The sequence below is a fragment of the Microvirga sp. P5_D2 genome, assembly GCF_054049475.1.
In genome coordinates, this window is record NZ_JBFUMH010000324.1 from 1 (window position 1) to 2,449 (window position 2,449).

General features: G+C 59.5%; 2 protein-coding genes and 1 pseudogene. All 3 read left to right on the top strand.

Translation table 11 applies throughout. The features are described from left to right. A partial coding sequence (locus ACXJKO_RS31230) for a tetratricopeptide repeat protein (protein ID WP_457094885.1) occupies positions 1 to 1,120 on the top strand: 1,120 nt, incomplete at its 5' end. A gap of 124 nt (positions 1,121 to 1,244) precedes the next feature. Then, positions 1,245 to 1,670 (top strand): hypothetical protein, encoded by a 426-nt coding sequence (locus tag ACXJKO_RS31235; RefSeq protein WP_457094886.1) that lies wholly within the window; start codon positions 1,245 to 1,247, stop codon positions 1,668 to 1,670. Continuing rightward, positions 1,652 to 2,449 (top strand): annotated as a pseudogene (locus ACXJKO_RS31240) (hypothetical protein); the annotation flags it as partial. The gene ACXJKO_RS31235 and the pseudogene ACXJKO_RS31240, both read left to right, overlap by 19 nt.

A 2,449-nucleotide genomic window follows, 5' to 3' on the forward strand; every position in this document is an offset into this window, starting at 1 on the left:
TCTGACGACCGACCTGTCCCTGATCGCGGGAAGCTTCGTCATCGCGCGCAACACGGCCTTCACCTACAAGGGACGGCCGGTGGATGTGCGCGAGGTCGGGCGAGAGCTCGGCGTGCGCTATGTGCTGGAGGGCAGCGTCCGCCGGGTTGCCGACAAGGCGCGCGTGAACGCGCAGCTTATCGACGCCGAGACAGGCGGCCATCTGTGGGCGGAGCGTTTCGAGACCAGCCTCGGCGATCTGTCCGAACTGCAAAACGGCATCACGGGCCGCCTCGCACGATCCCTCGATCTTGAACTCGCCAATATCGAGAGCCGCCGCGCGCAGCGGGACCGCCCCAACAATCCAACGGCAGTCGATCTCACGATGCGCGGCGTGGCCGTTTCGAACGGGCCACGCACGCGCGAGAATGTCGAAATGGCGATCCGCCTGTTCGAGCAGGCGCTTGAGATCGACCCGAACTATTCCGATGCCCTGGTGGGGCTCGGGCGTAGCTTGGCCTTCTCCGTGACGGCCCGGTACAATGCGGCGCCAATCCCCGAGGTTCTCGATCGGGCGGAGGCTGTGATAACGAAAGCGCTTGCCCTCTCCCCCAACGATGCGAACGCGCATATGGCCAAGGGAGAACTGAAGCGCGGACGCAAGCATTTCGAGGAAGCGATCACTTCCTTTGAAACAGCAATCGGGCTCAACCAGAACCTCGCGCCGGCGTATGCCCAGCTCGGCGCGACCATGATCCTCGCAGGGCGAGCAGCCGATGCATTCGCCTACGTCGACAAGGCCATTCACCTGAGTCCGCGCGACCCGCAGCTTCATGTGTTCTATTATTACAAATGCCACGCCTACACGCATCTCGCACGGGACGACGACACCATCGAATGGTGTCAGAAAGGAATCGCCATCAATCCATTCTGGGCTACATACATCGACCTGATTTCCGCCTATGGCTGGAAGGGCATGAAGGACGAAGCCCGTGCTGCGATCGCCGAGCTCGACAAGTTGACGCCGAACTTCACGGTCAAAAAGCACGCCACCACCGATTTCTCCGACAATCCTGTCTTCCGCGCCGAGTACGCGCGGATCACCGAGGGCTTGCGCAAGGCAGGGCTGCCTGAGGGCTGACGCGGAGCGCCGCGCCATAATCCGAAGTTGGCAAGCAATTTTGGCTATGTTCAAGGCCGCGAGCCTTCCCTGACAGCCCGTCATCGGGTATCTCTATCCCCCGCAAGCAATTGGACGCCAGACGATGCTGACCAGGCGGATGTTCAATGCGGTTTCGCTCGGGCAAATCGCCATAGTGATCGGCTCAGGCGCCGCAACTGGCTATGGTGCGCAGAATTGCACGACGCGTGGATGGATGAGCGGTTTTCCGGATGAGCATTTGATACTGCTCCCGGATTTCAACGCAGCAGCCCGAATTGGGAACCGAATGCGAGCCAGCCTGGCGCCCACGGAGGTTGAGCAGCTTATCGGAAATGCAGGCGCTCGGCTCGCCGCGATGGATAAACATTCCTCGTCATGGTTTGAAGCGGCCTTGGCTGATGACTTTCGAAATCACAGGAGCACTCGTGTCGATGGGTTCCAGTTTTCTGACCTTGAGGCAGGCCTGTTTCTTCGTGCAGCCGAACTGGTGGCGTCGCGAGAGTCTCCCCCATGGCAGACAATTTCATAGACGCTCGCACGGATGAAGTCGGCTCGCAGATTGACGCGTCCGTATGCATCATCGGCGCGGGTGCAGCCGGGATAACTCTGGCACGGGAACTTTCAGCGATAGTGCCCGGTGTTGCGCTGATCGAATCCGGCGGTCTCGAGCTCGAAGGCGACACGCAAAATCTTTTCGCCGGAAGGAACCTCGGTCTGCCCTACTTCAATCTGGCGGCTTGCCGCCTACGTTACTTCGGCGGCACAACCAATCATTGGAGCGGCTATTGCAGGGCGAATAATGCCATTGACTACGAAGGGCGACGGGAACTTGGCCTGGCGAAATGGCCGATCGATCATTCCGATCTCGCCCCATTCATAGCCCGGGCCGCCGAGTCCCTTGGGATCAAGTCGGATTTTTTCGAGCCGCGCCGGTTCGCGGAACAAGCGGGCCTGGCGCCGGATGATCTGGTGGATGACCACTCCAGTATCCTCGACACGAAAGTCTTTCAGCTAGCCGAGGAAATCCGCTTAGGCCGCATCTACCGAGAGAGGCTGAAAGCCAGCGAGAACCTTAGAGTGTATCTGCAGCTGAATGCAACGCAAATACAACTCTCCCCGGGTGGCGCCGAGGTTCTATACGTGAACTGTGCGACACTCACCGGGAAGCTTGTATCCATTAAAGCAAGGATTTTCGTGCTTGCCTGCCACGCCATCGAGAACGCGCGGCTTCTGCTTGTTTCCGACAATGTAGCGAATACGGGCATAGGAAATCATCACGACCATGTCGGACGATACTTCATGGATCAC